This is a genomic window from Thermomonas sp., from assembly GCF_023953935.1.
Lineage (GTDB): Bacteria > Pseudomonadota > Gammaproteobacteria > Xanthomonadales > Xanthomonadaceae > Thermomonas.
This window is the reverse complement of record NZ_JAMLIW010000001.1, coordinates 213,087-237,459: the sequence shown is the minus strand read 5'-3', so window position 1 is coordinate 237,459 and position 24,373 is coordinate 213,087. Positions and strand designations below refer to the sequence as shown.

The following is a 24,373-nucleotide window of genomic DNA, read 5'->3' as shown; positions in this document are numbered from 1 at the left end:
CGCTGATGACCTACGCGATCGATCCGCTGCGCGATGCGCTGCTCGGCTTCGGCACGCTCGGCCTGCTGGCGTGGATCGTGCTGAAGATCCTCGTGATCGCGGTGCCGGTGATCCTGGCCGTGGCCTTCTACGTGGTCTGGGAGCGCAAGCTGATCGGCTGGATGCACGTCCGTCACGGCCCGATGTACGTCGGCTGGGGCGTGTTCCAGGCCTTTGCCGACGTGTTCAAGCTGCTGTTCAAGGAAGTGGTGCAGCCGACCGTCGCGCATCCGGTGTTGTTCCGGCTGGCGCCGCTGCTGCTGCTGGTTCCGGCCTTCGCGGCCTGGGCGGTGGTGCCGTTCGATGCGCAGGTGGTGCTCTCCAATGCCAATGCCGGCGTGCTCTATCTGCTGGTGATGACTTCGCTGGGCATTTACGGCGTGATCATCGCCGGCTGGGCCAGCAACTCGAAGTACGCCTTCCTCGGCGCGATGCGCGCCTCGGCGCAGATGATCAGCTACGAGGTCGCCGCCGGCTTCGCCCTGGTCGGCGTGCTGGTGGCCGCCGGCACGTTGAACCTGAGCGAGATCGTGATGGCGCAGTCGGGCAACGGCGGATTCACCGAATGGTTCTGGATTCCGCTGGCGCCGCTGTTCGTCATCTACTTCGTTTCCGGTGTGGCCGAGACCAACCGACTGCCGTTCGACGTGGTGGAAGGCGAGTCGGAAATCGTTGCCGGCCACATGGTCGAATACTCCGGCTCGCAGTTCGCGCTGTTCTTCCTTGCCGAATACGCCAACATGATCCTGGTCAGCATCCTGACCCCGATCTTCTTCCTCGGCGGCTGGCTGTCGCCGATCCCGGCGGCGTGGATCCCGGACGTGCCGGTGCTTGCCACCGTGCTCGGCGACGGCTGGTGGTGGCTGATGGCCAAGATGTTCTTCTTCGCCAGCTGCTTCATCTGGTTCCGCGCCGCGTTCCCGCGCTACCGCTATGACCAGATCATGCGGCTGGGCTGGAAGGTGTTCATCCCGATCACCATCGCGTGGATCTTTGTCACCGCGCTGCTGGTGTATTTCGGGATCCTTGAGGCGGGGAGGTGAGGGCGTGAGCAAGGTCGTTTCCTACGTCAGGAGCCTGCTGCTGCTGGAAATGCTTTCCGGCCTGTGGCTGACCCTGAAGTATCTGTTCCGTCCCAAGTACACGCTGATGTACCCGATGGAAAAGACCCCGATGTCGCCGCGGTTCCGCGGCATCCATGCGTTGCGCCGCTACGCCAACGGCGAGGAACGCTGCATCGCCTGCAAGCTGTGCGAGGCGGTATGCCCGGCGCTGGCGATCACCATCGAGGCCGGCCCGCGCGAAGACGACGGCACCCGCCGCACCACCCGCTACGAGATCGACCTGTTCAAGTGCATTTTCTGCGGCTTCTGCGAAGAATCGTGCCCCACCGATTCGATCGTGGAAACCCATATCCACGAATACCACTTTGAACAGCGCGGCGAAAACATCCTGACCAAGCCCAAGCTGCTGGCGATTGGGGATCGGCTTGAAGCCGAAATCGCCGAACGCCGCGGCGCCGACGCCCCGTACCGCTGAAGCAGGCACGCATGGACTTCGATTACCCAACCCTTTCCTTCCTGTGCTCGGCGGCGGTGGCGACCATCGCCGCGCTGGCCGCGATCAGTGCCCGCAACACCGTCCACGCGGTGCTGTGGCTGGTGTTGACGTTCTTCTCGGTGGCCTGTACCTGGATCGTCGGCAACGCCGAGTTCCTCGGCCTGATGCTGGTGCTGGTCTACGTCGGCGCGGTAATGGTGCTGTTCCTGTTCGTGGTGATGATGCTGGACATGGAGCGGGTGCCGCTGCGCGAGGGCTTCGTGCGCTATTTGCCGGTGGGCCTGATCGTGGCCGCGGTGATGCTGGCGCAGATGCTGGTGCTGGTTGGCGTGCACGGGGCCATGCAAACGCCGCTGCCGGCCGACCCTGCCGCTGCCGCCGGTCTGTCAAATACCCAGTGGCTGGCCAGCACGCTGTTCACGAATTTCCTGCTGCCGTTCGAGGTGGCCGCGGTGATCCTGACCGTGGCGGTGGTGGCCGCGGTGATGCTGACCCTGCGCCGGCGCGAAGGCACTCGCCACCAGAACCCGTCCGAGCAGGTGCGCGCGCGTCCGGAAGGGCGCCTGCGCATGGTGAAGATGCCGGCGGTGCGGCCGGCCGCGCCGGCACCCGCCGCCGCTGAGGAGGTCAAGCCATGAATGCGCTGCTGACGGGGCTGTCGCTGGGTCACTACCTCGCGCTGGGCGCGGTGCTGTTCTGCATCAGCGTGGCCGGGCTGTTCCTGAACCGCAAGAACGTGATCATGCTGCTGATTTCGCTGGAGCTGATCCTGCTGTCGGTGAACGTCAATTTCGTGGCCTTCGCACGCGCGCTCGGCGACGCGTCGGGGCAGGTGTTCGTATTCTTCATCCTGACCGTGGCGGCCGCTGAGGCGGCCATCGGTCTGGCGATTCTGGTGACCTTGTTCCGCAACCGACGCAGCATTGACGTTGCCGACATCGACACCTTGAAGGGGTGAGTTCAAGCGCCCGCGTCGGCCCTGGTCGATGCGGGATTCGAGCGCCGGCACGGCCGGCACGGCGGGTGTTCAAGATTCGCCGCGATTGGGCAACGCAAGACCAGACAAGACGATTCCATGGCCATTTCCCAAACCCAGCTCGTCCTGATCGTCCTGCTGCCGCTGCTGGGCTCGCTGATCGCGGGCCTGCTCGGCCGCTTCGTCGGGCGCGCGGGGGCACACACCGTCACCATCCTCGGCGTGGCCGGCAGCTGCGCGCTGTCGTGCCACGTGCTCTGGCAGCTGATGCAGGGCGCGCCGGTATTCAACGAGAACGTGTACGGCTGGCTGCAGGCCGGCAGCATCTCGGTCAACGTCGGTTTCATGATCGACAAGCTCAGCGCGATGATGATGGTGGTGGTCACCTTCGTTTCGCTGCTGGTGCACATCTACACCATCGGCTACATGGCCGACGACGACGGCTACACCCGCTTCTTCAGCTACATCTCGCTGTTCACCTTCTCGATGCTGATGCTGTGCATGAGCAACAACTTCATGCAGCTGTTCTTCGGCTGGGAGGCGGTGGGCCTGGTGTCCTACCTTCTGATCGGGTTCTGGTACAAGAAGCCGACCGCGGTGTTCGCCAACCTCAAGGCGTTCCTGGTCAACCGGGTCGGCGACTTCGGCTTCATCCTCGGCATCGCCGGCGTGCTGTACTGGATCGGCACCCTGGACTACGCCACCGCGTTCGCCAACGCGCCATCGGTGGCGGGCAACACCTTCGAGTTCTTCCCCGGCCACGCCTGGTCGGTGCCCACCATCATCTGCATTCTTTTGTTCATCGGCGCGATGGGCAAATCCGCGCAGGTGCCGCTGCACGTGTGGCTGCCGGATTCGATGGAAGGCCCGACCCCCATTTCGGCGCTGATCCACGCGGCGACCATGGTGACCGCCGGCATCTTCATGGTGGCGCGGATGTCGCCGCTGTTCGAGCTGTCGCCGATGGCGCTGGAGTTCGTCCTGTTCATCGGTGCCACCACCGCGTTCTGGACCGGTCTGATCGGCATGGTGCAAAACGACATCAAGCGGGTGGTGGCGTATTCCACCCTGTCGCAGCTGGGCTACATGACGGTGGCGCTGGGCGTGTCGGCGTACTCGGCCGCGGTCTATCACCTGATGACCCACGCCTTCTTCAAGGCGCTGCTGTTCCTCACCGCCGGCAGCGTGATCATCGGCATGCACCACGAGCAGGACATGCGCAAGATGGGCGGGTTGCGCAAGTACATGCCGATCACCTTCTGGACCACCCTGGTCGGCACTCTGGCGCTGGTGGCGATGCCGTTCTTCAGCGGCTACTACTCCAAGGACACCATCATCACCGCCACCGAACTGCACGCCGCCGCGCGGCCGGGCGACATGATCGCCCAGTACGGCAAGTGGGCGGTGATCCTGGGCACCTTCGTCACCAGCTTCTACAGCTTCCGCCTGCTGTATCTGACCTTCTTCGGCGAAGAGCGCTTCCGCAAGGTTGCGGCCGAGCACGGTCATGACGATGCCCACGCGCGGGACGATCACGGCCACCACGGCGCGCATGAACCGCACGAATCGCCGTGGGTCGTCACGCTGCCGCTGGTGCTGCTGGCGATCGCCTCGGTCGGGGTGGGCTTCTTCACCGCAGGGCCGATGCTGTTCGGCACCGACGTGATGGGCCACGCCCGGCAGACGCCGTTCTTCGAAGGCGCGATCCACGTGCTGCAGCAAAACGACATGGTCGCCAAGGTCGCCGAGGAGTTCCACGGCCCGATCGCTTTCGCGCTGCACGGCTTCACCACGCTGCCGTTCATTCTGGCCTTCCTTGGATTTGCCACCGCGACCTTGCTCTACATCATCAAGCCGGAACTGCGCGCGGGCGCGGCGCGGGCGCTGGCGCTGCCGATCCGCGTGCTGCAGCGCAAGTTCTACATGGATGACCTGTGGATCGGCGGCCTGGCCGGCGGCAGCGTGCAGCTGGGCAAGGCTTCGAATCTTGCCGACAGCCGCGTCGTCGATGGCCTGTTCGTCAACGGCAGCGCCAACCTGATCGGCGTGGTGGCCGCGATTTCCCGCAAGCTGCAATCGGGCTACCTCTACCACTATGCCTTCGCGATGATCATTGGCTTGGTCGTGCTGTTGGCCATGATCCACCAATTCTGGGCGTAAGCCGGCAACCGACACTCGATGGATACCGCAAGCGTGACCCAATGGCCCCTGCTTAGTCTGCTGATCTGGTTGCCGATCCTCGGCGGCGTGCTCTCGCTCATCGTCGGCGACCGCCGCCCGGATGCGGCGCGCTGGACCTCGCTGATTTTCGCGCTGATCACTCTGGTGCTGACCGTGCCGCTGTTCACCGGCTTCGACCAGAGCACGGCGCAAATGCAGTTCGTCGAGCTGCACGAGTGGATCCCCGCCTACAACATCCAGTACCACCTCGGCGTCGATGGCCTGTCGGTGCCGTTGATCGGGCTGACCACCCTGGTCGGCGTGCTGGTGCTGGTCGGTGCCTGGGGCTCGGTGCAAAAGCGCGTTGCCCAGTACTACGCCAACCTGATGTTCCTCGAAGGCGTGATGATCGGCGTGTTCTGCGCGCTCGATTCGATGCTGTTCTACGTGTTCTTCGAGGCGATGCTGATCCCGATGTTCCTGGTGATCGGCATCTGGGGCGGCCCGCGCCGGATCTACGCCGCGCTCAAGTTCTTCCTGTACACCTTCCTCGGCTCGGTGTTCATGCTGGTCGGGCTGATCTATCTGTACATGAAGGGCGGCAGCTGGCAGATCGCCGACCTGGCCGCGATGCCGCTGAGCATGACCGAACAGACCTGGCTGTTCTTCGCCTTCTTCGGCGCGTTCGCGATCAAGGTGCCGATGTTCCCGGTCCACACCTGGCTGCCCGACGCCCACGTCGAGGCGCCCACCGGCGGTTCGGTGGTGCTGGCGGCGATCATGCTGAAGATCGGCGGCTACGGCTTCCTGCGCTTCACCCTGCCGGTCGTCCCCGACGCGGGGCAGGAGTGGGCTTGGCTGATGATCGCCTTCAGCCTGATCGCGATCGTCTACGTCGGCATGGTCGCGCTGGTACAGGCCGACATGAAGAAGCTGGTGGCCTATTCTTCGGTCGCGCACATGGGCTTCGTCATTCTCGGCACCTTCATCGCGTTCCAGCTGGTGCGCGTGGCCGGCGCCAACGACACCGCCGAATTCGGCCTGCAGGGCGCGATGGTGCAGATGATCAGCCACGGCTTCATCTCCGGCGCGATGTTCTCCTGCGTCGGCGTGCTCTACGACCGCCTGCACACCCGCCAGATCAAGGATTACGGCGGCGTGGCGCGGGTGATGCCGTGGTTCGCGCTGTTCTGGGTGCTGTTCGCGATGGCCAACTGCGGCCTGCCGGGCACCAGCGGCTTCGTCGGCGAATTCGTGGTGATCCTGGCCAGCTTCCAGGCGCATCCGCTGATCGGCCTGAGCGCGGCGCTGACCCTGATCATCGGCGCCGGCTACTCGCTGTGGCTGACCAAGCGGATCATCTGGGGCGACGTGACGAATGCGCCGGTGCTGACGATGAAGGACATCAACATGCGCGAGTGGATCGTGCTGGGCGTGTTCGCGTTGGGCACCCTGATCCTGGGCGTCTGGCCGCAGCCGCTGACCGACCTGATGGGGCCGAGCATTTCCCAGCTCGTGGACCAGCTGGCCGCAACCAAACTGCCGTGAGCCTTGACGTGAACACGCTACGCCGCGACTTCGAACCGATCTTCAGGACATGACGACGATGCAGGCCACCCTTGCCATGCCGGCCGCCAGCGAACTGGTGCCGCTGATCCCGGAGCTGACGCTGGCCGGGCTCGGCTTCCTGCTGCTGATGCTCGACCTGTTCGTGAGCGATGCCCGCCGCGGCATCACCCACGTGCTGTCGGTACTGGTGCTAGTGCTGATCGCGGCGATGATCGCGACTGGGGTGGGCGCCGGTGACGAAGCGTCTGCGCTGTCGGGGATGTTCGTGCGCGACACCATGGCCGACGTGCTCAAGGTCGGCGCCTGCGTGGTCTCCGCGATCGCGCTGCTGTTCATCTGGCCGGATCTGCGCGAGCGCGGGATCTACAAGGGCGAGGTGTCGGTGCTGGTGCTGTTTGCCGTACTCGGCATGATGCTGCTGATCTCGGCCGGCAGCCTGGTGATGGTGTACCTCGGGCTGGAGCTGCTGGCGTTGAGTTCGTATGCGCTGGTGGCGATCGATCGTGACAATCCGCTGGCTTCGGAAGCGGCGATCAAGTACTTCGTGCTCGGCGCGCTGGCCTCGGGCCTGCTGCTGTACGGCATGTCGCTGGTCTACGGCGCCACCGGCAGCCTCGACCTCGCTACCATCCGCGGCGTGGCGATGGGCGTCGAGCAACCGATGCTGCTGCTGGCCGGCGTGGTGTTCATGACCGCCGGCGTGTCGTTCAAGTTCGGCGCCGCGCCGTTCCACATGTGGCTGCCCGACGTCTACCACGGCGCGCCGACGCCGATCACCCTGTTCATCAGCTCGGCGCCCAAGCTGGCTGCGTTCGCGATGGTGGTGCGCCTGTTCGGCTTCGGCACCGCGCCGCTGGCCGAGCACTGGCAGCCGCTGATGGCAGTGCTGGCCACGCTCTCGCTGGTGGTCGGCAATCTCATTGCGCTGGTGCAGACCAACCTCAAGCGCATGCTGGCCTATTCGACGGTCTCCCACGTCGGCTTCATCTTTCTCGGTTTCGCCGGCGGCGGTGCCGAAGGCTATGCCGCGGCGATGTTCTACGCCATTGCCTATGCCTTGATGGCCACCGCCGCGTTCGGTGCGATCGTGGTGATGGCGCGGCGCGGCTTCGAGGCGGACCAGATCGCCGACTACAAGGGCCTGAACGCGCGTGATCCGTGGAGCGCGGCGATGATCCTGTGCGTGATGGCCTCGCTGGCCGGCGTGCCGCCGTTCCTCGGCTTCTGGGCCAAGCTCGCGGTGCTGCGCGCGGCGATCGACGGCGACATGATGTGGCTGGCGATCGTCGGTATCGTGTTCGCGGTGATCGGCGCGTACTACTACCTGCATGTGATGAAGGTGATGTACTTCGACGAGCCCGAAGGTGAGCCGATCCAGGCCCGCGACAACGGCGTGATGCGCTTCACCTTCGCCGTCAACGCCCTGGCCCTGCTGGTGCTGGGCGTGTTCTGGAACCCGATCATGGCCTGGTGCCAGGCGGCGTTCGTCTGATTCCATGGGCAGGCGGGCAGGGCGTGCGCATGCGCGCCCAATGCTTGGATTAAAGGCTGCAAGCGGCGAAGCGGCGGCTCCCGCTGGCAGCCAGCAGCGCCGCCTTGTCTTTGGAACGGGCAATTCCCGGGGGAATCGGTCAGACTCTAGGCCATGTCCGCGCTGCGCCTGCTCGCCATCGCCCTCATCCTGGGCGCGACCCCGTTGCCTGCCCACGCGGAAGAGGACGCCGATTCGCCGGTTGGCTGGGAAATCGGCGCGGTGTCCGATTATCTGTTCCGCGGCGTCTCGCAGACCGCGGGCAAACCGACGATGCAGGGCGGGGTGAGCATCGCATCCGAACGCGGCTGGTATGTGGAAGGCTGGGCTACCGGCGTCGATTTCGGAGCCGGAAGCCCCAGCGTCGAGGTGGATTGGAGCGTTGGCTATGCGCGCGATCTTGGTGAGGCTCTCGCGCTGGATGTCTCGCTCAACCGCTACAGTTTTCCCGGCGCGAGCGAACTGGACTACAACGAGTGGCTGGCCAGCCTGACCGTTGCCGATGATTACAGCTTGACGCTGGGCTACAGCAATGATGTCTGGAACACCGGCAGTACCGGCTTGTATTTTGCCGCCGAGGCGCAGTGGGCGCTGCCGCACGCGTTCAGCCTGTCGGCCGGTTTTGGACGCAACGTGTTTCGCGACAGCGCGGTCACCGGGGTGCGCAGCTATGTTGACTGGAATCTGCGGGTTGCGCGGCAGTTCGGGGCCGCGGAAGTCGCGCTTGGGTACTACGGTACCGATGGCCGGGCGCGCACGGACTTCGGCAGAACGGCCGACAGCCGGGTCGTGCTGATGGTGAAGTTTGCGCGCTGATTGGGCGTGTGCGTGGGAGAACTTATGGATGGAATGCCGGAAGAGGCAGGCGGGTTTGTGCGGATGGAATCATGACTACGCCGGGCCCATGCCAGTCGGGGCTTTCGCCATGCGACACGCCGTGAATACATCCATGTAGGCTCATCGGCGGCATCCCTGCCGCCGATGGTCACATGGCGAAAGCCCCGACTGGCATGGGCTGCAGGCATCTTGTGCCGCAAGCATCTCCGACCCGGAGATCACATGGCGAAAGCCCCGACTGGCATGGGCTGCAGGCATCTTGTGCCGCAAGCATCTCCGATCCGATGATCGCATGGCGGAAGTCCCGACTGGCATGGGCTGCAGGCCACTCGTGACGTGGGCATCTTCGATCCGAATCAATTCCAGCTGAGAACGACCTTGCCGGCCTTGCCGGATTCCATCAGGTCGAAACCTTTCTGGAATTCATCCACCGGCAGCTGGTGGGTGAGTACCTTGCCCAGCGGGAAGCCGCTCAGGACAAGCTGCGTCATCTTGTACCAGGTCTCGTACATCTTGCGGCCGTAGATGCCCTGCACGGTCAGGCCCTTGAAGATGATCTTGTCCCAGTCGCAACCGGCACCCTTCGGCATGATCCCGAGCATCGCGATCTTGCCGCCGTGATACATGCAATCGAGCATGTCGTTGAAAGCGCGCGGGTTGCCGCTCATTTCCAGGCCCACGTCGAAGCCTTCCATGTGCAGGTCCTTCATCACGTCCTTGATCGACTGGTTGGCGACGTTCACGACCCGGGTGGCGCCCATGTCGGCGGCCAGTTTCAGGCGGAAATCGTTGACATCCGTCACCACCACGTTGCGCGCGCCGATGTGCTTGCAGATGCCGGCAGCGATGACGCCAATGGGGCCGGCGCCGGTGATCAGCACGTCCTCGCCGATCACGTCGAACTCCAGCGCGCAGTGCGCGGCGTTGCCGTAGGGGTCGAAGAAGGCGGCCAGTTCGCCAGGGATCTGGTCCGGGATCGGCCACAGGTTGGTCACCGGCATCACGATGTATTCGGCGAACGCGCCGTCACGATTGACGCCGATGCCGACCGTGTTCGGGCACAGGTGCGGGCGGCCGCCGCGGCAATTGCGGCAGTGTCCGCAGACGATGTGGCCTTCGGCGGAAACGCGCTGGCCGATCTGGTAGCCGGTGACCGCCGCGCCCAGCTGGGCGATGCGGCCGACGAACTCGTGGCCGATCACCAGCCCCGGCTTGATGGTGCGCTGGCTCCATTCGTCCCACAGGTAGATGTGCAGGTCGGTGCCGCAGATCGCGGTTTTTTCCAGCTTGATCAGCACCTCGTTCGGGCCGGGTGCCGGAACCGGCACCTGTTCCATCCAGATCCCTTTGCCCGCTTCGCGCTTGACCAGCGCTTTCATCATCATGTCCGGCATGGCCGTAGTCCTCGGGAACGTGCCGGCATTTTAACGCGGGTTTGCGAACGCTCCGTGGTGACCGTCGCATTGCTGCGGGGTGAGTTGCCGCGCTGCGTGACCCTCGTCATGCCTTGGTAGTGCGGCAAACGGCTAATATGCAAGGCCCGACAATTGCGCCGCGCAGCTGGATCGCGCCGCGCCCTTCCCGGAGTCAAACCATGTCACGACGCCCTCTTGCCGCCGCCCTTGCCATGACCCTTGCCGTGGGCGCCGCCCATGCCGATGAAGGCATGTGGCTGCCGTCGCAGCTTCCGGATCTGTCGGCGCAGCTTGCGGCCGCGGGCTTTCGCGGCGATGCCGCGGCGCTGGCCGATCTGAAGCGGGCGCCGCTGGCGGCGGTGGTATCGCTGGGTGGCTGCACCGCAAGCTTCGTCTCGCCGCAGGGACTGATCGTCACCAACCACCACTGCGCGATGGGTGCGATCCAGTACAACTCGACGCCCGAGCGCAACCTGATCCGCGATGGCTTCAATGCCGCCACGCAGGAAGACGAGGTGTCGGCGGGCCCGGCGGCGCGGGTGTATGTCACCGTCGCTTTCGACAAGATCACCGATCGCATCCTCGAAGGTGCCCGCGGCAAGACCGGGCGCGCCTATTTCGATGCCGTGGATGCCGCGAAAAAAGCGGCGGTGGCCGCCTGCGAGCAGGACGCCGGCCATCGCTGCAGCGTTGCCGACATGTACTACGGCAGCGATTTCTACCTGATCAAGCAGCTGGAGTTGCGGGACATCCGGCTAGTCAATGCGCCACCGGTGTCGATCGGCAATTACGGTGATGAGATCGACAACTTCGTCTGGCCGCGCCACGTCGGCGACTACAGCTTCTATCGCGCCTATGTCGGCAAGGATGGCAAGCCGGCCGCGTTCTCGAAGGACAACGTGCCGTACCGGCCGCCGGCCTGGCTGACGGTTTCGACCGCGCCGGTCAAGGCGGGCGATTTCGCGATGCTGGCCGGCTATCCGGGTGTCACCTTCCGCCATCGCACTGCGTCCGAGTTCACACACCAGATCGACTGGCTGCTGCCCAACCGCGTGACGATGTACGACGGCTTGATTCGGGTCATCGAACAGGCGACCGCGGGCAATGCCGGCAAGGAGGTGCTGTACGCCTCCACCGTGGCCAGCTACAAGAACACGCTCAAGCGTGCGCAGGGCGAACTGGAAGGCTTGCGCCGCAGTGATGCGATCCGGGTGCGGAACGCGGATGAAGCTGCCATGCGAGCGTGGCTGGCCAGGCAACCCGGCGCGACGGAACGGCTCGCGGAAATCAATGCGCTGCAGGCGCAGCTCGATGCCGGCGAGGCCAGCCGCGAGCGCGATTTCCTGCTGCCGTTCCTGAGGCCGGGGTTGCTGGGCGCGGCGGTTCGGTTGCAGCGCCGCGCGCTGGAACACGCCAAGCCCGATGCCGAGCGGGATTCGGGCTATCAACAACGCGACGAGGCAATGATCGAGGCCGGGCTGCGGCAGCTGCAGCGCCGTTATGACCCGGAGGTGGAGAAGGCCACGCTGCGCTACGCGCTGGCCCGCTATTTCGCCTTGCCCGTCGCGCAGCGCGTGCCGGAGTTCGACGCCGTGTTCGGCCAGGATGCCGCTCAGGCCGCGACCCGCGTCGAGGCACTCTATGCCGGCACGCATCTGGGCGATGAAGCCACGCGGATGGCGGCACTGCAGCTCGATGCTGCGCAGCTGGCGGCTTCCAGGGACACCCTGCTGCGCGCTGCTGCCACCCTGCAACCCGCGCTGCTGCGGTTGGAAGACGAAGCCAAGCAGCGCGCCGGCGAATTGCTGCGGCTGCGCCCGGCCTACATGCAGGCGCTGATCGCCTATCGCCAATCGCAAGGCCGTGCGGTGTATCCGGATGCCAATTCCACCCTGCGCGTCAGCTTCGGTCGGGTCAGCACGCTCAGTCCGCGTGATGGCGTGGACTACCGCGCCCTGACCACGGTGGCCGGGATTGTCGAGAAGCACACCGGCGTGGTGCCCTTCGATGCGCCCAAGCCTTTGCTGGAGGCGATCGAACGCGGCGATTTCGGCAGCACCGCCGATCCCGAGCTGAAGACCCAGACCGTCGATTTCCTGACCAATCTCGATACTACCGGCGGCAATTCCGGCTCGCCGGTGCTGGATGCCGAAGGGCGGCTGATCGGCCTGAACTTCGATTCCAACTGGGAAGCGGTCAGCGCCAGCTGGATGTACGACCCGCGCTACAAGCGCGCGATCCACGTCGACATGCGCTACCTGCGCTGGCTGCTGGCCAAGGTCTACCCGGCGCCACGGTTGCTGCGGGAAATGCAGCTGCCGGCGGAGTGAGTTCGACGGCAGGGCGTGAGTGCGACGCACCTCGATGACGATCGGGGTGCGTCGATCACCGGTCGTCAGCCCTCGTCCAGCGTGTAGTCGAAGGTGTAGAAGTGCTTGCCATCGACGATGTCGATGGCGATGCGCCCGCGCAGTCCGGCCAGATCGCCCGTGCCGGTATCCGGAACCACGGTCAGTTGCAGCGACGGCGTGCCGCGTTCCATGACGCCGCTGTGCTGGGTGAGGAAGCTGCCTTGGCGGCCATCCAGCGTGCCTTCGATGCGCTCGATGGCCACGTAGGCACCGGAGCCGGGCACCGGCGCCATCGCCGCCAGCATGTGCACCACGCTGGTCGCAGACAGCGGTCCGTGAAAACGCTTGTCAAAGCGCATATGGCCGATGCGCAGGCCGCCGCCGATCTCCAGTTCGCCCTGCGGTGTGCGGGTGACATCGAATTCGCCCTTGGCTTGCATGCGTGATTACCCCGCTGCGTGGAGGAGTCGATACGGTACACGCAGATGCCGGGCAGGGCGCAGTCTGCTAGCCTTGTGCGCCGCACCATTGCCGTTGTCGCGCCCATGAAACTCCTGCTTGCCCGCCACGGCGAAACGCCGTGGAATGCCGAAGGCCGCTATCAGGGCCAGGTGGATATTCCGCTGTCGGAGGTGGGCATCGGCCAGGCGGAGGCGTTGGGGCACCGCCTGCGTGAGCTGCGGATCGACCGCGCGGTGGCCTCGCCGCTGGATCGCGCCGCGCAGACGGCACGGCTGGCGCTGGGCGCGGAGCGGGCGGGCATGCTCACCCTGGATCAGGACCTGCAGGAAATCGGTCACGGCGATTGGGAGGGCCTGCTCGCCAGCGAAATCCAGGCCCGCGACCCCGAACGCCTGACCGCGTGGCGCAATGCGCCGGACACGGTGCAGATGCCGGGCGCGGGCGGTGAATCGCTGCAACAAGTCTTCGAGCGCTCCTGGCCTGCGCTGACGCGCGCCTGCGCCGGCCTCGGCAAGGACGACACCGTGCTGGTGGTCGCCCACGATGCGGTCAACCGCGTGCTGCTGTGCCATGTGCTGGGCATCCCGTTCGCGCGCCTGTGGGGGTTCCGGCAGGCACCGACCACCCTCAACCTGCTCGAAGGCGAAGGCGTGGACACGCTGGAAGTGGTGCGGCTGAATGATTGCAGTCATCACACCTCCCTGTTCGGCGAAGCCAAGCATCGGGCGCTGTAGGCGCACTCCTGCAATTGGCCATGATGAAAACCCTCCCCGATTGGCTCGCCTTCATTGAACGACAGCATCCCAACGCCATCGCGTTGGGGCTGGATCGGGTGCGTGCCGTCGCCGCGCGCATGGGGCTGGGGCAACCGGCACGCCGCGTCATCACCGTCGGCGGCACCAATGGCAAGGGCTCGACAGTGGCCTTTCTCGAAGCGATTGCGCGTGCGCAGGGCCTGCGCGTGGGTGCCTACACTTCGCCGCATTTGCTGCGGTTCAACGAGCGCGTGCGCATCGAGGGCGTCGATGCGGAGGATGCGGCGCTGGTGGCCGGGTTCGAGGCCGTCGATGCCGCGCGTGCGGATACTCCGCTGACCTATTTCGAATACGCCACCCTGTGCGCGCTGTGGTTGTTCCAGCGTGCGGAACTGGATCTGGTGGTGCTGGAAGTCGGGATGGGCGGGCGGCTGGATGCGGTGAATCTGGTCGATGCCGATGCCGCCATCATTACCACCGTCGGGCTCGATCATCAGGCTTGGCTGGGAGATGACGTCGAGGCGATCGGTTTCGAAAAGGCCGGGATCGCGCGGGCGTTCAAGCCCTTGGTGCTGGGTGACATCGATCCGCCGGCCAGCGTGCTGCGCCATGCCTATGCGATCGGTGCGCCGGCCTGGCGCTTCGGCAGTGATTTCTTCGCCGAATCGGTTGATGCCGCGCACTGGCGCTGGCGCGAGGTGGGTTATTCGATTGAATTGCCCTTGCCGATGGGCGGACAGGCGGCGCCGGTGCAGTTGCGCAACGCGGCCTGCGCGATTGCCGCGCTGCGCGCCCTGCGGCTGCGGCTGGAACAGGGCGCACTTGAACAGGGCGTGGCACAGGCGCGCGTGGCCGGGCGACTGCAATGCTTCCATCGTGATGGGGTCGAGGTGTGGGTCGATGTGGCGCACAACCCGCAGGCAGCGCAGGCGCTGGTGGATTGGCTGCTCGGCCAGCCGCGCAAACGCACGCTGGCGGTGTTTTCGGCGTTGGCGGACAAGGATGCGGCCGGCGTGGTGGCGGCGCTGGCGGCGCAGGTGGACGGCTGGCATCTGGCGGGCCTGCACGATGCCGGAGCGCGTGGCACCGAGGTGGACGCGCTGGCGCTGCGGCTGCATGGAACCGCAGCGGCTGGCGGTTGGCGGCATCCGGACGTGACGGCGGCGCTGGCCGCGGCGCTGGCGGAGGCCCATCCGGGCGATCGCATCCTCGCCTTCGGTTCTTTTCATGTCGCGGCGGATGTGCTGCGCTGGCTGAATAGCCCGGCGTCAATTGCCCCGGACCTGTCCCCGCGGTCGGTATAATTCGCATTCCCCCGCCGCCCCGGTGCGCGCCCATGTCGTTGGATGTCTCGATGAAACAGCGCTTGATCGGCGCGGTGGTGCTGATAGCGCTGGCGGTGATTTTCCTGCCGCTGCTGGTCAAGGATCCGGCACCGGACAGCGGCGTCTCGGGGGTTTCGTTGCGGATGCCGGCCGAGCCGCAGGGCAGTGGCGATATGGTCACCGAAGACCTGCCGCTGGATGCGCCCGGTGCGGCACCGGCCGGCGGTGCGACCGGCATGCCGGCGCCCGTGTCGGCGCCGCCAGCTGCTCCCGCACCGGATGCGGCCGCAACGGCGACACCGCTCGCGGCGGTGGCGGCCGGCAACTTCGTGGTGAGCTTCGGAAGCTACAAATCGGTGGCGGATGCCGACAAGGTCATCACGGCCCTGCGCGCGGCGGGTTTGCCCGGCTATCGCGAGAAAATCACCTCGGGCAGCACTGAGGTCCAGCGCGTGCGAATCGGGCCTTTCGCAGATCAGGCCACCGCCGAATCCGCACGCATCCGGGCCGGCCAGCTGGGCAGCCGGGTGGAAGCCAAGGTAATCGCGCTGGACGCGGCGCCCGCACCGGCCACGCCAGCCGCGCCAGCAACGCCTGCCGCCGCAGCGGCGACCCCGCCGCCTTCCAAGCCGGCCGAACCCCCCAAGCCTCCCAAGCCTGCCGAGCCGCCGAAGCCGGCCGCTGCCCCCGCACCTGCGCCCGCCCAACCGGCTGCGACCGCCAAACCTGCGGCCGGTTCAACCGAGCCGGCGCCGACCCCGCCGGCCAATCCGGCCGCGACCGGGTTCGTGGTCCAGATCGGCGCGTTCGCCTCGGCCCCGGACGCCACCAAGCTGCGCGACGAGATCCGCCGTGCGGGCTTCAACGCCTTCACCGACACCGTGCGCGGCGAGCATGGCAGCCTGACCCGGGTGCGGGTCGGGCCGGTCATGACCCGTGCCGAAGCCGACGCGCTCAAGGCGCAGGTCAAGTCGAAAACCGGCAAGGACGGCATGGTCCGTTCCCATCCCTGATTCAGTACGGCCCACGGGAATAAATCGATGTGCGGGATCGTTGGTATCGTCGGCCAGGGCGAAGTCGCAGGCCTCCTGTATGACGCCTTGACCGTGCTCCAGCACCGTGGCCAGGACGCGGCCGGAATCGCCACCGTGCATGGCACGCGGTTGCGGGTGCACAAGGGCAATGGCCTGGTGCGCGACGTGTTCGACGCCAGGGCGATGGCGCTGTTGCAGGGCCGGGTCGGGATCGCCCACTGTCGGTACCCGACCGCGGGCAGTGAAGGCAGCGACGAGGCGCAGCCGTTCTACGTCAATTCGCCCTACGGGATTGCGCTGGCGCACAACGGCAATCTGGTCAATACCGAAGCACTGCGCCGCGAGGTGTTCGAGCAGGATCGCCGCAACGTCAACACCGGCTCGGATTCGGAAGTCCTGCTCAACGTGTTCGCGCACGAGCTGGACAAGCAGCAGGCGCTCACCCCGGACGCGGTATTCGCCGCGCTGGAAGGCGTGAACCGGCGCGTGCGCGGCGGCTATGCGGTGGTGTGCACGGTGCTGGGGCTGGGCGTGGTCGCGTTCCGCGACCCCAACGGCATCCGCCCGCTGGTGCTCGGCAAACGCCGCGTGGACAGTGGCGAGGAATACATGGTGGCCTCCGAATCGGCGGCGCTGGACATCCTTGGCTTCGAGCGCCTGCGCGACGTGGCGCCGGGCGAGGGCATCGTGATCAGCGCCCGCGGCGACCTCCACGCGCGCCAATGCGCCCAGCCCGGCAAGCACACGCCCTGCATCTTCGAATACGTCTATTTCGCGCGCCCCGACTCGATGATCGAGAACATCTCGGTGCACAAGGCGCGGATGCGCATGGGCGTCACCTTGGGCGAAAAGATCCTGCGCGAGCGCCCGGATCACGATATCGACGTGGTGATCCCGATCCCGGACACCAGCCGTGACTCCGCGCTGGAAATCGCCAACACGCTGGGCGTGAAGTATCGCGAGGGCTTCATCAAGAACCGCTACGTCGGTCGCACCTTCATCATGCCGGGGCAGAGCGAACGGGCGAAATCGGTGCGCCGCAAGCTCAATCCGATCCCGCTGGAGTTCCGCAATCGGGTGGTGCTGCTGGTGGATGATTCGATCGTGCGCGGGACGACCTCCAAACAGATCGTGCAGATGGCGCGCGATGCCGGTGCGAAAAAGGTCTATCTGGCCTCGGCCGCGCCGCCGGTGCGCCATCCGAACGTGTATGGCATCGACATGCCCTCGGCCGAAGAATTGGTGGCACATGGGCGCAGCGAACGGGAAATCGAGGCGCTGCTGGGCTGCGATTGGCTGGTCTATCAGGATCTGGCCGATCTGGAAGCGGCGGTGGCGGGGCCGAAATTTCCGGGTCGGGCATTCGACAGTTCCTGCTTCAGTGGCGAGTACGTCACCGGGGTTGATGCCGACTACTTCGAACGCATCAAGCAACTGCGTTCGGATGATGCGAAAAAGATGCGGCGAGCGACCTAGGCACAATGTGGTGGGTGGAGATCGGGGCAGCGTTTCAATTTGCTCCCCGATACTCGCTCGGTTGAAACGCTACCCCGACTATCACCTTGCAACCCCCCACCTTGCAACGAGTGCGGGCTCTTGGCAGGCGCGCGACGGGGGATGCGTTTCAAGTCGCTCCCCGATACTCGCTTGGTTGAGACGCATCCCCCGCCGCGCGCCTCCCTGACAGTCTCGTTGTCGCCATGAAAGATCTGTTTTCCGCCGCCCGCGCCTGCCTTGACGCCGACACGCCGGACGCCAAACCCGCGCTGACGCTGGCGATGGCTGAGGCCTTCGCGCGCGGTGCATTGACCGTTCCCGACGACGCGCCGACGCCCGAACCGATCCGCATGCCGGGCCGACCGGCCACACCCAAGCTGGTGCATCCGCGCGACCTGCCGCGCCGCGGCTTCGGCACGGTGGAAGGCCGTGCTGCTTTCATCCACGCGGTGGCGCACATCGAATTCAATGCGATGGATCTGGCGTGGGATGCGGTGTATCGCTTTCGCGGCCTGCCGGCGCAGTTTCATGCGGACTGGGTGTCGGTGGCGCACGATGAAGCGTGCCACTTCAATTTCCTGCGCACGCGCCTGCGTGAACTCGGCTACGACTACGGCGATTTCGATGCCCACAACGGGCTGTGGGAGATGGCGGAGAAAACCGCGCACGATGGGCTGGCGCGGATGGCCTTGGTGCCGCGGGTGCTGGAGGCACGCGGGCTGGACGTCACGCCGGGAATGATCGTGAAGCTGCGCGGCTTGGGCGATGCCGCGACTGCCGACATTCTGGAAATCATCCTGCGCGAGGAAATCGGGCACGTCGCCGCCGGTTCGCGTTGGTACCGCTGGTATTGCGCGCGCGCGGGTGTGGAACCGAAAGAGCGTTTCCGCGAATTGTTGCGCGAATACGCCAGCGGTGTGTTGCACAAACCCTTCAATACCGAAGCGCGGCTGCAAGCCGGGTTTGACCTGGAAGAACTGGAGAGTTTGCTGGCTGCGGCGGATGAAGCGTTCAGTGCCCAATAGACGGGCACAGTCGCGGCGGTTTGTCCCCTGCAGCGAAATCAAGGCGGAGGCAGCGGCCGCAGGCCGTTGCCGGGGGACATTCGCGGAAGGGGGCAGGCCGCCGCGACTGTGCTTGGCGACAGGGTGGGTTGAGGCTGACTACAACGCCGCCAGTGCCACCCCATCCGCATCCACCCGCAACACCGAGCCCTGTGTGTACCAGTCGCCCAGCACGATGCGGGTGTGGCCATTGCCTTCGTCGTGGATGGCGGGGCGATGGGTATGGCCGTGGATCATGCGCGTCACGCCGTAACGCGCAAACCAGTCCTGCACCGTGGCTGGCGTGACGTCGGTGATCGTCTCCGATTGCCCGCTGGCCTGCAGTTCGCCATAGCGGGCACGGCTGGTGACGCGTGCCTGCTCGGCAAAGGCCAGCCGTGCGGCCAGCGGCTGCGCAAGGAACTGCGCTTGCCACTGTGGGGCGCGGGTCTGGGTGCGGAATTGCTGGTAGGCGGTGTCGTCGGTGCACAGCAGATCGCCGTGCAGGATCAGGGTCGGCGTGCCGTACAGGTCGATGACGGTGGGATCGCCCAGTACGGTCATGCCGCAGCGAGCGGCATAGGTGTCGCCCAGCAGGAAATCGCGGTTGCCGCGAATGAAGAACACTGGCACGCCTGACGCGGCGAGCGTGTGCAGCGTTTCCGATATCACCGCACCGGCCTCTGCCGGATCATCGTCGCCCACCCAGGCCTCGAACAGGTCGCCGAGGATGTAGAGCGCATCCGCGCTACGCGCTTCGCCATCGAGGAATCGGGCGAACAACTGAGTGATGCCGGGACGCTCGGCATCGAGGTGCAGGTCGGAGATGAACAGCGTGGTCATCCGCGCAGTGTAAGGCGGCACGCTAAAATACGCGTTTGCCGTATTCACGATTGCCATGACCACCCGCACCCGCTTCGCCCCATCGCCGACCGGCTACCTGCACATCGGTGGTGCCCGCACCGCGCTGTACTGCTGGCTGGAGGCGCGCCACAAAGGTGGGCAGTTCATCCTGCGGATCGAGGATACCGACCGCGAGCGCAGCACCCAGGCGGCGATCGACGCGATTCTGGAAGCGATGGATTGGCTGGGCCTGGACTACGACGAAGGCCCGATCTACCAAACCCATCGTTTGGATCGGTACAAGCAGGTAGCCGAGCAATTGGTCGCGTCCGGCCATGCCTATTACGCCTACGAAACCAAGGAAGAATTGGAGGCGATGCGTGCCGCAGCCGAGGCGGCGAAGGAGAAGCCGCGCTACAACGGTGCGTATCGCGAGGCCAATGCGGGCTGGCGCGATGACCCCAACCGCGTCATCCGCTTCAAGAATCCGCTGGATGGCACGGTAGCCTGGGACGACAAGGTGAAAGGCCGCATCGAGATCGCCAACAGCGAGCTGGACGATCTGGTCATTTTCCGCAGCGACGGCTATGCCACCTACAACTTCGCGGTGGTGGTGGACGACATCGACATGCGCATCAGCGACGTGGTGCGCGGCGATGATCACGTCAACAACACCCCGCGCCAGATCAATATCTACAAGGCGCTCGGCGCGCCGGTGCCGCATTTCGCGCACCTGCCGATGATCCTCGATGAGCATGGCGCCAAGCTGTCCAAGCGCACCGGCGCGGCCGACGTGATGCAGTACCGCGACGCCGGCTACCTGCCGCACGCGCTGCTGAATTATCTGGTGCGACTGGGTTGGTCGCATGGCGATCAGGAGATTTTCTCGATCGGCGAAATGCAGGCGCTGTTCGACTTGGCCGATGTGAACGCCAAGGCGTCGCGTCTGGATCCGGCCAAGCTGGGTTGGCTCAACCAGCAATACCTGAAGACGGATGATCCGGAAGCCGTGGCTGAACATCTGCGTTGGCATTTGCAGCAGGCCGGCTACGATCTGGATCACGGTCCCAAGCCGGCGGAACTGGTGATTGCGTTGCGCGAGCGGGCGCAGACGCTGAAAGAAATCGCGGAAAAATCGGCGGTGTGGTTTGGCCCGCTGGCCGCCTACGATGAGGCGGCGGTGGCCAAGCATTTCAAGGATGCCGCGAGGCAACCTCTGGCGGAAATGCGTGTGCGGTTGCAAACCTTGCCCGCGTGGGAGCCGGAGGCCATTCACGATGTGGTGAAGGCCGTTTCGGAAGCACTGGGCATCGGCATGGGCAAGATCGCCCAGCCGCTGCGGGTGGCGATCACCGGCACCCAGGTCAGCCCGGATATCGGCTGGACGGTGTACCTGTGCGGGCGCGAGGAGGCGCTGGCGCGCATTGATACCGCCATCGGGATGCTGCCTTCGGCCTGAGCGTGGCAAGATGGCGGCATGGGCAAGTCACGCGCCTGCATCGATCCGCACCACCACGTCCACGACGCCGATGACTTCGTGCGCGTGGTCGAACGCGCCTGCCAGGAGCGCGGCCTGCGCCTCACCGCCACCCGCGCGCGCGTGCTGGCCTTGATCGCTCGCGCCGGTGCGCCGATCAAGGCCTATGACCTGCTCGACAAGATGCGCGATGGTGAAGACGGCGGCATCGCGGCACCGCCAACGGTCTACCGGGCGCTGGATTTCCTGCTGGCCAATGGTTTCATCCACAAGCTGGAATCGATCAACGCGTTCGTCGCCTGCCATCACCCGAACAGCGCCCAGCATTCGGTGCCGTTTCTGATCTGCAATCGCTGTCACTCGGCGACCGAGCTGGAGGACGCCAGCATCGTGTCTTCACTGGATGCCGCCGCCCGCGCGCTGGGGTTTGCGCCGCAGGCGCAGACGCTGGAAGTGCATGGCCTGTGCGCGCGCTGCGCGGCAGAGTGATTTGATTCCTTCCGGGTGCGCCAGACTCGAATCGACCGCGAAGGGAGGCGGCCTTGTGGCTGCTTTGCATGGATTCAGCACATTCTCCGACGACACCGCCGGACATTCGTGGTGGTGGGTTAGCCACCAAGCGCGAACGTGTCGATTCAAAGCCGTGGAATGCGAGAAGCTCACGGGTCGCGGGTGGCCCGGTCGGGTTTGAGCAGACCAGGGGTGGCCTGCGGCCGCGAATCGGAGCCGGAAGCGGAGCATTGAGCGGCAAACTCGATCTGGCCATCCGCGGACCGCATCAGCACTGGCCCTGCGACCCGCGCCCCGTATCAGTTCCAGCCACGCGGCAGCTGAAAGCGCGATCAGCGACAAACGATCGATCAGAAGAACACCCGCACGCCAAAAGCAAGGCTGCGGCCCGGCAGCAGCACCACGTCCTTCAGGAACGAGGTGTGCACGCGGGCGTCCTGATTGGTCAGGTTGCTGGCGTCGATGAACACCTCCCAGCTGACGTTGCCGGTATCGAAGTGACGTGCGGCGTGCGCATCCACCAGGGTATGGCCGGCGGTTGGGGTTTCATTGGGCGCAACGTGGTTCTGGCGGCGGCTGCAGATCGCGCCCAGGGCGGCGCGCCAGCCCAGGTTTTCCCAGCGTAATTGCGCGCCCAGGCGGGACGGTGCGATGCGGGGAACATTGCCGCCGCTGTCGAAGCTGGCACGCACGCCGTCGGCAAACACGCGCAGGTCCCAGTCACCCCTAGCGTTGGTGGTCAGATGGAAGATGGCCTCGCCTTCGAACCCGCGGAAATCGGCATCGGCTTGCGTCCATCGGCGGATTGGCAGGAGTTTGTCTGCATCGTCCCAATGCCAGAACGCGCCGGTCTCGGCCAGATGGATGAAGCCGCGGATGCGGGTGGAATACACCGTCAGCTTGGCTTGCATGCGCGGTGATTGGTATTGCAGTTCCAGCTCCAGTTGCCGGGCCGTTTCCTTGCGCAAGTGGGCATCGCCGATCTCGTAGGCGAGGGTGGCGACGTGCGGGCCATCGGAGAACAGCTCTTCTTCGGCCGGTGCGCGTTCGGCATGATCGAAGTTGGCGGCCAGCGTCCAGCGGGGGGCGAACTTCCACGCGCCGGCGATGGAAAGACTCAGCGGGTGGAAGCTGCGCGCAGCACCGCCGACAGGTCTGGATTGGAGATGGTCGATGCGCGCGCCCAGATCCAGCTGGACGTTGCCGGGACTTCGGCGGACCACGCCGAACACGCCCTGGGCCCGGGTGCGGGTCTCCGGCACGAAGGCCTCTTCGCCGATGGCGATGAAGCGGCTTGCCGATGCTTGCACGCCCACCACGCCCTGCCAATGTGTGGCGTTGCCAAAGCTGGCTTCGAGGCGGGCCTCGTTGGCGTTCTTGCGGAACACCGTGCCGGGCGTGTCCCCTTCGAATTCGGTGTGCTCGTAGCCGCTGTGACCGGCCGCAAACCGCAGCCCATTGCCCGCGCCCCACACGTCGCGCAATGCGCCTTTCAATTCGTAATGGTCCTGTCGCATCCGCAGGTGCACGTCGGGTTCGCCGGGATTGCCGTAGATATTCCCGAAACGCGCCGCCGACAGACCCACGAAGCCCCAGTCGCCCAGCAGCGCGCCGCCGAGACTGCCGGCCCGCGTGTCGATGAAGGAATTGGCTTGTCGATCCCGCGGTGTGGCGTAGTCCCGGGCGTGGCGAAACACCGCATCGGCGTGCAGGGCGAACAGGTCGCTGCCGCCATCGACGCGGACCATGCTGGTATTGCCTCCTTGCGCTGCGGCGAGGAAGCGGGTTTCCGCACGCCCGCTGAGGCCATTGTCGACGGCCACCTCGGGGATGCGGCCATCGACCACGTTGACCGCGCCACCGATTGCGCCACCGCCGTACAGCAGGGTGGCCGGACCTTTCAACACCTCGATCCGGTCGGCGAGGAAGGGTTCGACCGCCGGGGCGTGGTCCTGGCTGAGCGTCGAGACATCCTGCGAAGCCAGCCCGTCGTTGAGGATGAGCACGCGCGGGCCATCCAGACCACGGATGATCGGGCGACCCGCGGCGGGGCCGAAATTGGAGCTTTGCACGCCGGGGACGCTGGCGACGGTGTCGCCCAGGCTGGCGGCCCGATTTTCATCGAGGCGTTCGTCGGACAGCACTTCGGCAGGCCTGCCCAGGTCGGCCGCGGTGTCCCGCGGCATGCCGCCGGTCACCACGAGGCCGGTGAGGACCTTGACATGCTCTTCTTCGGGCGGATGCCGGGTGTCGGTGGCAGGTGGCGGCGGTGCGGTGGCGGGTGGCGTCTGCTGGGCCCTGGCAGGTGCGATCGACCCCAGCAGGGCCGCCAGCACGGCTGCCCGGGTGGCGTACTGCTTGCGGGAATGCGCGGCGTGGCGAAGCATGGAGGAGATGGCGTGTCGGGTTGCGCGGGTATTGCAAACGTTATAACATAACAAAAATTGAGACTGCCTCTGCCTGAAGTCACGCTGCCGATGCGCGATCGTGTCCCTGCAATGTTCGACCGGATCGGCGCGACCGGCTCCCTGGTCTGCGCCATCCATTGCGCGCTGCTGCCATTGCTGATTGCCGCCCTGCCTTCGCTGGGTGTGGCGCTGTGGTTGGGTGATGGCTTCGAGGCCGGGTTCGTGGCCTTTGCCAGCCTGTTCGGGCTGGCGGTGCTGGCGTGGGGGTACCGTCGCCATCGCGCCGTGCGCGCGCTGTGGCTGCTGCTGCCGGGGTTGGCGGCGCTGTGGCTGGCGATCCTGTACGCGCCCTTGCACCACTCGGTGCTGCCGCACGCACTGGTGATGACCTTCGGCGGGGTGCTGGTGGGACTGGCGCATTGGCAAAACCTGCGCCTCAACCACGGGCACGTGCACGGTGCGACCTGCGCGCAGGGCCGCTGCGCCGACGCCGTGCGCGGTTCCGCGCACGAAACCGCGTGATAGAATGCCCGACTCGCGCGCGACGCGATCCACCTTCTGAACGAATCGATCCGGGAGCA

At 65.8% G+C, this 24,373-nt stretch carries 21 protein-coding genes; 17 read left to right on the top strand and 4 right to left on the bottom strand.

The window, feature by feature from the left end:
• Nucleotides 1–5 precede the first annotated feature (5 nt).
• The 8 genes from nuoH (at nucleotide 6) to M9902_RS01050 (ending at nucleotide 8,651) form a co-directional block, all read left to right on the top strand.
• Complete coding sequence (gene nuoH / locus M9902_RS01085; protein ID WP_297220989.1) at nucleotides 6–1,082, top strand: NADH-quinone oxidoreductase subunit NuoH; 1,077 nt, start codon at nucleotides 6–8, stop codon at nucleotides 1,080–1,082.
• Nucleotides 1,083–1,086: 4 nt separating this feature from the next.
• On the top strand, nucleotides 1,087–1,578 hold the full coding sequence (gene nuoI / locus M9902_RS01080) for an NADH-quinone oxidoreductase subunit NuoI (RefSeq protein ID WP_297220553.1): 492 nt from the start codon (nucleotides 1,087–1,089) through the stop codon (nucleotides 1,576–1,578).
• Between the two features lie 11 nt (nucleotides 1,579–1,589).
• Entirely contained in the window at nucleotides 1,590–2,237 is a 648-nt protein-coding gene (locus M9902_RS01075) for an NADH-quinone oxidoreductase subunit J (RefSeq protein ID WP_297220552.1), read from the top strand.
• Nucleotides 2,234–2,557, top strand: coding sequence for an NADH-quinone oxidoreductase subunit NuoK (gene nuoK, locus M9902_RS01070; RefSeq protein ID WP_297174820.1), 324 nt, complete (start codon nucleotides 2,234–2,236; stop codon nucleotides 2,555–2,557). Before M9902_RS01075 ends, nuoK begins: the two co-directional genes overlap by 4 nt.
• 117 nt (nucleotides 2,558–2,674) lie before the next feature.
• Nucleotides 2,675–4,735 (top strand): NADH-quinone oxidoreductase subunit L, encoded by a 2,061-nt coding sequence (nuoL, locus tag M9902_RS01065; RefSeq protein WP_297220548.1) that lies wholly within the window; start codon nucleotides 2,675–2,677, stop codon nucleotides 4,733–4,735.
• A 33-nt stretch (nucleotides 4,736–4,768) separates the two neighbouring features.
• Complete coding sequence (locus M9902_RS01060) at nucleotides 4,769–6,283, top strand: NADH-quinone oxidoreductase subunit M (protein WP_297174816.1); 1,515 nt, start codon at nucleotides 4,769–4,771, stop codon at nucleotides 6,281–6,283.
• Nucleotides 6,284–6,332: 49 nt separating this feature from the next.
• The gene (gene nuoN / locus M9902_RS01055; protein WP_297220547.1) at nucleotides 6,333–7,796 is read left to right on the top strand and encodes an NADH-quinone oxidoreductase subunit NuoN; all 1,464 of its coding nucleotides are present in this window, start codon (nucleotides 6,333–6,335) and stop codon (nucleotides 7,794–7,796) included.
• Between the two features lie 153 nt (nucleotides 7,797–7,949).
• The gene (locus M9902_RS01050; RefSeq protein WP_297220545.1) at nucleotides 7,950–8,651 is read left to right on the top strand and encodes a TorF family putative porin; all 702 of its coding nucleotides are present in this window, start codon (nucleotides 7,950–7,952) and stop codon (nucleotides 8,649–8,651) included.
• Nucleotides 8,652–9,028: 377 nt separating this feature from the next.
• Here M9902_RS01050 and tdh read toward each other — a convergent pair whose 3' ends face one another.
• Complete coding sequence (gene tdh, locus M9902_RS01045; protein WP_297220987.1) at nucleotides 9,029–10,051, bottom strand: L-threonine 3-dehydrogenase; 1,023 nt, start codon at nucleotides 10,049–10,051, stop codon at nucleotides 9,029–9,031.
• A 215-nt stretch (nucleotides 10,052–10,266) separates the two neighbouring features.
• Here tdh and M9902_RS01040 point away from each other — a divergent pair, with 215 nt between their 5' ends.
• Nucleotides 10,267–12,417, top strand: a complete 2,151-nt coding sequence (locus tag M9902_RS01040) for a S46 family peptidase (RefSeq protein ID WP_297174811.1) — start codon at nucleotides 10,267–10,269, stop codon at nucleotides 12,415–12,417.
• Nucleotides 12,418–12,482: 65 nt separating this feature from the next.
• Here M9902_RS01040 and M9902_RS01035 read toward each other — a convergent pair whose 3' ends face one another.
• The gene (locus tag M9902_RS01035) at nucleotides 12,483–12,878 is read right to left on the bottom strand and encodes a DUF3224 domain-containing protein (protein ID WP_297174809.1); all 396 of its coding nucleotides are present in this window, start codon (nucleotides 12,876–12,878) and stop codon (nucleotides 12,483–12,485) included.
• 105 nt (nucleotides 12,879–12,983) lie between these two features.
• Here M9902_RS01035 and M9902_RS01030 point away from each other — a divergent pair, with 105 nt between their 5' ends.
• The 5 genes from M9902_RS01030 to M9902_RS01010 all read left to right on the top strand — a co-directional run bounded on the left by M9902_RS01030 (nucleotide 12,984) and on the right by M9902_RS01010 (nucleotide 18,536).
• Nucleotides 12,984–13,634 (top strand): histidine phosphatase family protein, encoded by a 651-nt coding sequence (locus M9902_RS01030; protein ID WP_297220542.1) that lies wholly within the window; start codon nucleotides 12,984–12,986, stop codon nucleotides 13,632–13,634.
• Nucleotides 13,635–13,657: 23 nt separating this feature from the next.
• Nucleotides 13,658–14,959 (top strand): bifunctional tetrahydrofolate synthase/dihydrofolate synthase, encoded by a 1,302-nt coding sequence (folC, locus tag M9902_RS01025; protein ID WP_297220540.1) that lies wholly within the window; start codon nucleotides 13,658–13,660, stop codon nucleotides 14,957–14,959.
• Nucleotides 14,960–14,997: 38 nt separating this feature from the next.
• A complete protein-coding gene (locus tag M9902_RS01020) occupies nucleotides 14,998–15,993 on the top strand; it encodes an SPOR domain-containing protein (RefSeq protein ID WP_297220985.1) in 996 nt (331 codons plus the stop codon).
• A gap of 27 nt (nucleotides 15,994–16,020) precedes the next feature.
• Entirely contained in the window at nucleotides 16,021–17,490 is a 1,470-nt protein-coding gene (purF, locus tag M9902_RS01015; protein ID WP_297171236.1) for an amidophosphoribosyltransferase, read from the top strand.
• Nucleotides 17,491–17,714: 224 nt separating this feature from the next.
• A complete protein-coding gene (locus M9902_RS01010) occupies nucleotides 17,715–18,536 on the top strand; it encodes a ferritin-like domain-containing protein (protein WP_297171234.1) in 822 nt (273 codons plus the stop codon).
• A 138-nt stretch (nucleotides 18,537–18,674) separates the two neighbouring features.
• On the opposite strand, the gene lpxH is transcribed toward M9902_RS01010, so the two are convergent.
• Nucleotides 18,675–19,397 carry a UDP-2,3-diacylglucosamine diphosphatase gene (lpxH, locus tag M9902_RS01005; protein WP_297220538.1) on the bottom strand — a complete coding sequence of 241 codons (723 nt, stop codon included), beginning with the start codon at nucleotides 19,395–19,397 and terminating at the stop codon, nucleotides 18,675–18,677.
• A 55-nt stretch (nucleotides 19,398–19,452) separates the two neighbouring features.
• Between lpxH and gltX the strand changes: the two genes are divergently transcribed.
• Nucleotides 19,453–20,856 carry a glutamate--tRNA ligase gene (gltX, locus tag M9902_RS01000; protein WP_297220536.1) on the top strand — a complete coding sequence of 468 codons (1,404 nt, stop codon included), beginning with the start codon at nucleotides 19,453–19,455 and terminating at the stop codon, nucleotides 20,854–20,856.
• An 18-nt stretch (nucleotides 20,857–20,874) separates the two neighbouring features.
• A complete protein-coding gene (locus M9902_RS00995) occupies nucleotides 20,875–21,363 on the top strand; it encodes a transcriptional repressor (protein WP_297220534.1) in 489 nt (162 codons plus the stop codon).
• Nucleotides 21,364–21,734: 371 nt separating this feature from the next.
• On the opposite strand, the gene M9902_RS00990 is transcribed toward M9902_RS00995, so the two are convergent.
• Nucleotides 21,735–23,771, bottom strand: a complete 2,037-nt coding sequence (locus M9902_RS00990; protein ID WP_297220532.1) for a TonB-dependent receptor — start codon at nucleotides 23,769–23,771, stop codon at nucleotides 21,735–21,737.
• A gap of 90 nt (nucleotides 23,772–23,861) precedes the next feature.
• Here M9902_RS00990 and M9902_RS00985 point away from each other — a divergent pair, with 90 nt between their 5' ends.
• Nucleotides 23,862–24,314 carry a MerC domain-containing protein gene (locus M9902_RS00985; protein ID WP_297220529.1) on the top strand — a complete coding sequence of 151 codons (453 nt, stop codon included), beginning with the start codon at nucleotides 23,862–23,864 and terminating at the stop codon, nucleotides 24,312–24,314.
• Nucleotides 24,315–24,373 lie beyond the last annotated feature (59 nt).